General features: G+C 70.7%; 5 protein-coding genes. 3 read left to right on the forward strand and 2 right to left on the reverse strand.

The window, feature by feature from the left end:
• The coding region (locus AC08ON_RS10195) for an ATP-binding SpoIIE family protein phosphatase (RefSeq protein ID WP_476616851.1) at nt 1-1,547 on the forward strand (1,547 nt) is incomplete at its 5' end.
• A gap of 45 nt (nt 1,548-1,592) precedes the next feature.
• Here the strand turns inward: AC08ON_RS10195 and AC08ON_RS10200 are convergent.
• Together AC08ON_RS10200 and AC08ON_RS10205 are read right to left on the reverse strand one after the other, a co-directional pair.
• Nucleotides 1,593-3,125 carry an SDR family oxidoreductase gene (locus AC08ON_RS10200; protein WP_476616852.1) on the reverse strand — a complete coding sequence of 511 codons (1,533 nt, stop codon included), beginning with the start codon at nt 3,123-3,125 and terminating at the stop codon, nt 1,593-1,595.
• A gap of 110 nt (nt 3,126-3,235) precedes the next feature.
• Nucleotides 3,236-3,751, reverse strand: coding sequence for an HNH endonuclease (locus AC08ON_RS10205; RefSeq protein WP_011435599.1), 516 nt, complete (start codon nt 3,749-3,751; stop codon nt 3,236-3,238).
• A 417-nt stretch (nt 3,752-4,168) separates the two neighbouring features.
• On the opposite strand from AC08ON_RS10205, the gene AC08ON_RS10210 reads away from it, so the two are divergent.
• Complete coding sequence (locus tag AC08ON_RS10210; protein WP_476608424.1) at nt 4,169-5,497, forward strand: mechanosensitive ion channel family protein; 1,329 nt, start codon at nt 4,169-4,171, stop codon at nt 5,495-5,497.
• Nucleotides 5,498-5,633: 136 nt separating this feature from the next.
• Nucleotides 5,634-6,362: a response regulator transcription factor gene (locus AC08ON_RS10215; protein WP_476608425.1), complete on the forward strand. Its 729-nt coding sequence runs from the start codon at nt 5,634-5,636 to the stop codon at nt 6,360-6,362.
• The last annotated feature ends 58 nt before the right edge of the window (nt 6,363-6,420 follow it).

Below are 6,420 nucleotides of genomic sequence, written 5' to 3' on the forward strand. Positions count from 1 at the left end.
GGGGGGCCGTCGCGCTGGAGAACGCACAACGCTTCCGCGAGGCACAGGAGTCCGCGCTGACCCTGCAACGGTCCCTCCTGCCGGCGCATCCCCCCGCACTCGACGGGGTCGAGATCGCGATGGAGTACCGGCCGGGGACGGCAGGCACGGAGGTGGGAGGCGATCTCTACGATGTCATACCGCTCGCCGGGGGACGGGTCGGGGTGGCCATCGGTGACGTGATGGGGCGCGGCCTGCACGCCGCGGCGGTGATGGGCCAGCTGCGGGCGGCGCTGCGCGCCTACGCCCTGGAGGATTGGAGCCCCGTCGAGGTGCTGACCCGGCTCGACCGGGTCGTCGGCCTGCTGCCCGGTCTCCAGCTCGCGACCTGTATGTACGCCGTCTATGACCGGAACACCGGCCGGGCGACGATCGCGAGTGCCGGCCATCTCGCGCCGTTGGTGATCCTTCCCGACGAGGACCCCGACTATCTGGTGCTCGACCCCGGGCTCCCGCTGGGAGTCTGCGAGGGGGCGATGTTCAGCGAGACGACCGTCGCGCTTCCACCCGGATCGGCGTTGGTGATGTTCACCGACGGCCTGGTGGAGTCGCGACGCCGACCGCTCGTGGACGGCCTGGACAATCTTCGACGCGGTCTTACCACACAGCGGGCCCGGGCTGCCGCGGTAGGCCTCAAGGCGGTCGAAGTCGCAGCGGGTGCCGACGTGGCGGCCGGAGGCGAGGGCGAGGGCATGAGCGCGGAACGGACCGGGAAGGCGGAACGGACCGGGAAGGCGGGGACGGATCGGCGGGCCCCCGGCCCGTCGCTCGGCCCGCCCCCCGGGGTGCCGGAACGCCGCTCCTGGGCGGACCGGCGGCGCCGGGCGCGCAGGGTGAACTTCGCGGCGCGTAGCTGGTTCGGTCCGGACACCGTCAACGGCCCCGGCGAGGGCCCCGTCGAGGAGACCGCCCGCACGCTGCTCGAACGGTGCCTGATCGCAGCCGATCTCCCGGCCCGGACCGACGACGACACCGCCATGGTGGTGCTCACCACGCAGGCCGTGAACCCGCCATTGCTCGAACTCGCGTTGCCCGCGGTGGCCGCGTCGGCAGGCGAGGCCCGGACAGCGATGCGTTCGGTCCTCGCCGAATGCGGGATCACCTCCGTCGAGGACGCGATGCTGCTGGTCAGCGAGGTGGTGACGAACGCGGTGCTGCACGCCCGCAGTGATCTGGTACTGCGGGCATCGATGGAACCCGGTCGGCTGCGGATCAGTGTCGAGGACCGGGAAGGCGCGCGTCTGCCCCGGCCCGGCGCGGCCGCGGAGAACAAACCCGAGCCCGAGTCGGGGTGGGGCCTGCTGCTGGTCGAGGCGCTGGCGCTAGCCTGGGGGGTGGAGATGACCCCCGGGGGCAAGCGTGTCTGGTTCGACATCGAGATACCCGACCAGGAGCCGGGTGCTGCCGGCCCGACGAGACCGATCGTTGGACCCGATCCGTCTCCCGCGGCGGGCCCGTCCCGGAAGCCTCCCCTCGACCCGCCGATCCAGGGCCGGTGCTGGGGATAGCATCCGGGGCCGGGCCACCTGACGATCCGGGCCAAGGCCGCGTGATCAGGCGGTGGCGACGGCGCGGGCGGCCCATTCGTCCTCGGCCTTGCGCACGATGTTGCGCAGCATTCCACCGAAGACGGCTGCGTGGAACGGGCTGACCGACCACCAGTAGAGCTGCCCGGGAAGTCCGCGGGGCAGGAAACTCGCGCGCTGCGAGTAGGTCGTGGTGCCCTCGGAGTCCACCATCGAGCGTAGTTCCAGCCATGCCTCGCCAGGCAGCTTCATCTCGGCACGCAGCCGGAGCAGGTGGCCCGGTTCGATCTCCTCGACCCGCCAGAAGTCCAGCGCCTCCCCGACGTGCACCCGCTGCGGATCACGCCGGCCCCGGCGCAGACCGACGCCACCGAGGGCGGTGTTCACCCAGCCGCGGGCGGACCAGGCCAGGGGCCACGAGTACCAGCCGTTGTCGCCCCCGATGCCCTCGATGACGTGCCACAGACAGGCCGGCGGCGCCGCCACGGCCATGCTGCGCTCGTCGACGTAGAGGGATCCCCCGGCCCACTGCGGGTCGGTCGGCAGGGGCTCGTTCGGGGGGTGCGTGGCACCGGCGCCGTCCCTGTCGTCCGATGCGCCTCCCGGACCCGGCCACACCGCCGTCGACCATCGGGTCTTCACCGAACGCGCCCGCACCCGGGCCAGTGCGAGGGCCACCGCGGCGTCGAAGGGCAGCAGTCCCTCGGCAGGATCGGGGATCCAGCGGGCGACCTGGTGGTCGTGGACCACCACCTCGTTGCGCAAGGAACGGATGAGCGGCCTCGCGATGCCGCCCGGCACCGGGGTGACGAGCCCGACCCACAGCGAGGACAGTTCGGGGGACAGGATCGGAACCGGGACGATGATCCGGCGCCGCAGCCCCTCGACGGCGGCGAAGCGCTGCATCATCTCCGCATAGGTCAGGATGTCCGGGCCGCCCACGTCGAAGGTGCCCTCGACGTCGTCGGGGACCTCCAGAGCGCCGATCAGATAATGCAGCACGTCCCGGACGGCGATTGGCTGGATCCTGGTCCGCACCCAGCGCGGCGTCAGCATCACCGGCAGGCGCTCCGTCAGGTAGCGCAGCATCTCGAACGAGGCGCTGCCGCTGCCGATGACGACCGCCGCACGCAGCACGATCGTCGGAACCCCCGAGCCGAGCAGGATCCTCCCGATCTCCTGGCGGGAGCTCAGATGGGCGGACGTGCCACCCGTCGTCGCCGGGCCCAGCCCGCCGAGGTAGACGATCCTGCGGACATCGGCCGCCCGGGCCGCGGCGGCGAAGGCGTTCGCCGCCCGCCGGTCGACCGCGGAGAAGTCACCACCACTGTCGATCGAGTGGATGAGGTAGTAGGCGACCTCGATCCCGTCGAGTGCGGACCGCAACGACTCCGGATCCCGGGCGTCGGCGCGGACGACCTCCGCCCGGACGGCCCACGGGATGTCCCGCAGCCGGACGGGATCCCGGGTCATGACCCGGACGTGGTGGCCACGGTCGAGCAGGCGGGGAGCCAGCCGGCCGCCGATGTACCCGGTCGCCCCGGTGACGAGGATGCGCACGCTGGTTACCTGCCCCGGTAGGCCCCGCCGTACCCTGGCGCCCGGCCGATCCGCCGTCGCCGTGCCGGGGAACGCCTCGAACAGGCGGGGAACGCCCCGGGCGGGCGCCGTCAGGCCGAGGCGGCCTCGGTCACGTCGGTACTCAGGTAGGCCGACCAGCGTGGATCCATCCGACGGGAGCCCAGAATGCGCCAAGCGGCTCCGCTCGGCGCCCGTGGCGCCGTGCGGAGCCGCCAGCCGAGATCAGCGACGGCCCGGTCGGCTTTCAGATGGTTGCAGCGGCCACAGGCCGCCACGACGTTCTCCCACGCATGCGGGCCCCCACGGGAGCGTGGAATGACATGATCCAGGGATGTTGCCGGAGCATTGCAGTACACGCAGCGATGATGGTCGCGGGCCAGCACACCCTTGCGGGTCAGCGGGACCTGCGAGCGGTACGGCACCCGGACGAAACGCGCTAACCGGACCACGATCGGGACATCGATGGATGCCGTCGCGGACCGAAGAACCTGCCCGGCCGATTCGACCATGACGGCCTTGTCGGTCAGGACCAGCACCAGCGCGCGCCTTTGCGACACCACGCACAGAGGCTCGTACGTGGCATTGAGAACCAGCGCCTCTGCCACGCGCCGACCTCCTGCCCACCGAGGGCCCCTTGCGGGCCGTTCTGCCCAGCGTCTCCGGTGACAATGGATAGTCAACCTTCTTCTGCGGCAGAACGCGAGCCTGTTTGCATGGTCATCGCCTTTCGTGCCGTGGCGCTGCACATATCTCGTGGCCTTTGTCACATGCGGGCGACCATTCTGTGATCATATCAATACGGAAAGTGCTTTTTGAGTGTAGTGGGAGACCTGGCCGGGTTGGGTTGGAGAGTGGTTGGGCCGGAGCGTGGCCGTCCGTCGACCGGATCGGGGCCCCCACCGCCGGGCCACCGGCATGGGTGAGACTGACCTGGGGCCGCAGCCCCGGCCGCCGCGAGCGCGGGAGGGCCGGTGACCTCGGCCGGCTCGGGGAACTCCGAATGATCGCAATCTACCGGAAGGATGATCGACGCCGTGACGCCCGCCCCGTCCCTGCTGGCTCAGCCTCTCATCCCGTCGCTGGGAATGTTGCTGTCCGCCTCGCCGTCACCCACCGGATCACCGGGCCCGACGTCCGGGCTGACGACGCCCACCCCGCTGCCCTCGCCGAGCCCGTCGGTGACCTCCGACCCGCTGGTGTCCCTGGAGGGCGTCGCGACCGCGCTTCGGGACGCCTGCGGGACCGATCCGGGGCTGCTGTGCCGCACCGTCTACAACACGACCCACAGTAACTATCTCGCCTCCGGGGCTGAGGTGTTCCTCGGTACCCCGATCCGCATCGCGCTCATTTTAGTGATCGCGTTCGTGGTGCGGGCGCTGCTGCACCGGTTCATCCGGCGCACCACCGACATCGGACACGCCACCGAACGGACTGGTTCCGGCAGCTGGGGCGGGTTGTTCCGGAGTTCCCGGGCCGGCTCTCTGCTAGGCGCGTTCGGCGACCCGGCAGTGCTGATGGAAAGGCGCCGTCAGCGTGCGGCGACGGTCGGTTCGCTGCTGCGCAGCGTGACGTCCATCTTCATCTTCGGCCTGGCATTCCTCAGCATCCTGGGCGAGCTGGGCATCAATCTCGCCCCCATCGTCGCCAGCGCCGGTGTGCTGGGAGTCGCGGTCGGTTTCGGTGCGCAGAACCTCGTCCGGGACTTCCTGTCGGGGATGTTCATGCTGCTGGAGGACCAGTACGGGGTGGGAGACGTGATCGATCTCGGCCCGGTCTCCGGCGCCGTGGAGGCGGTCAGTCTCCGGACGACCAGACTGCGCGACGTCGAGGGCACCGTCTGGTACGTCCGGAACGGCGAGATCACCAGGGTCGGTAACAAGAGCCAGCAATGGGCACGGACCGTGCTCGACGTTCCGCTCGACTACGACACCGAGGTCGCCACCGCCAAACGGGTGCTGGCCCGGACGGCGAACGAGCTCTGGGCGGACGCGAAGTGGAGCAGCCTCATCCTCGCCGAGCCCGAGGTCTGGGGCATGGAGACCATGACCTCGGACGGTTACACCCTGCGTGTCGCCATCAAGACCCAGCCGCTCAAGCAGTGGGAGGTCGCGCGTGAGCTGCGTGAGCGGGTCCGGACCTCGCTTGGCGCGGCTGGCATCGAGCTCGGTTCCGTGCAACGCAGTGAGGTGACCATGGTCGACGACGACGAGGAGAGCGCCGGGAGCCGTGAGGAGGACGACGCGGATCCGGATGCCGGGGTCGGCGGGGGTGACGCGGACGCGCAGGGGACGGATCTGCCGCGGGCACGGATCGACCCGCCCGCCCCCGGCTCGTCGCGCCTGAGGGGTTGATCTGGTCGGCCTGGGCGTGCCGGTCGGTCTGTCCGGGCTTGCGGTGGCTGAAACCGTCCTGAGGATCGCGGTACGTCTTCCTGAGACCGGCCCCGCGCAGCACCATCACCGCGTCGGGTGAAGGCAGACTGGGGGCGTGCGGGTACTGGTGGTGGACGACGACGCGGCTGTCCGGGAGTCCCTGGAACGCTCACTGCGGTTCGAGGGGTACGAGGTGGCCACGGCGGTGGACGGGGCGGACGCGCTCGATGTCATCGGCCGCGAGCGGCCGGACATCGTCGTGCTGGACGTGATGATGCCCCGGGTGGACGGGCTGGAGACCTGCCGTCGGCTGCGGGCCCAGGGCGACGACGTCCCGGTGCTCATGCTGACCGCTCGGGACGGCTTGGCCGACCGGGTCAGCGGCTTGGACGTCGGTGCCGACGACTACCTGGTCAAACCGTTCGCCCTGGAGGAGCTGTTCGCCCGGTTGCGGGCACTGATCCGCCGGGCGGCGTTGGCCGCGCGGGTGCGGGCGGCCGGTTCGGACGGGTCCAGGGGGATCCCCGACTCGACGCTTCGCTACGGCGGGGTCTGTCTGGATCAGGTCAGCCGCCAGGTGACCCGCGGTGATCGGGAGCTGATTCTGACCAAGACCGAGTTCGAGCTGCTGGAGTTGTTTCTCGCCCATCCGCGTCAGGTGCTCTTCCGCTCCATGATCATGGAGCGGGTTTGGGGGTATGACTTCGGCCCGACGTCGAACTCGCTGGAGGTCTTCGTGAGCTACCTGCGCCGCAAGCTCGAGGCGAACGGCGAGCCCAGGCTGTTGCACACCGTGCGCGGAGTTGGCTACGTGCTGCGTGAGCCGTCGGGGGACCGGGCGTGAGCAGTGCCCCCGACCAGGGGGCCGCGCCCTCGCCGTGGTGGCCGCAGCCGGTAGCGGG

The sequence above is a fragment of the Frankia sp. CoWAU3 genome, from assembly GCF_977971855.1.

What these genes read in the sequence shown, in the direction of transcription:
- AC08ON_RS10210 (WP_476608424.1), top strand. Translation starts at nt 4,169, where the DNA reads ATGATCGACGCCGTGACGCCCGCCCCGTCCCTGCTGGCTCAGCCTCTC.